At 75.9% G+C, this 270-nt stretch carries 1 protein-coding gene; it reads right to left on the bottom strand.

Annotated features, from left to right (window positions below; translation table 11 throughout):
• Positions 1-270 (bottom strand): hypothetical protein (locus AC3A6M_RS24910; protein ID WP_487855365.1); only part of this gene is annotated, 270 nt, incomplete at both ends.

Genomic DNA, 270 nt, shown 5'->3' on the forward strand with positions numbered 1-270 from the left:
GCCAAGGTAGCCGAAGTCCGGGAAGTGGCCGGGAGCGGCAGGACGGCGGCAAAACCGCCGGCGCCGTGATCGGCCAGTACCTGGTCGGCGGCGCCGGTGCGCGTCAGCGTCACCGCGCCCGGATTGGGCGCGGCGGCCGAAGTCCGGGAAGTGCCTGGGAGCGGCAGGACGGCGGCGAAGCCGCCGGCGCCGCGATCGGCCAGGACCTGGTCGGCGGCGCCGGTGCGCGTCAGCGTCACCGCGCCCGGATCGGGCCAAGGTAGCCGAAGT

It is taken from the genome of Telluria sp. Soil_C_11 (assembly GCF_057657395.1).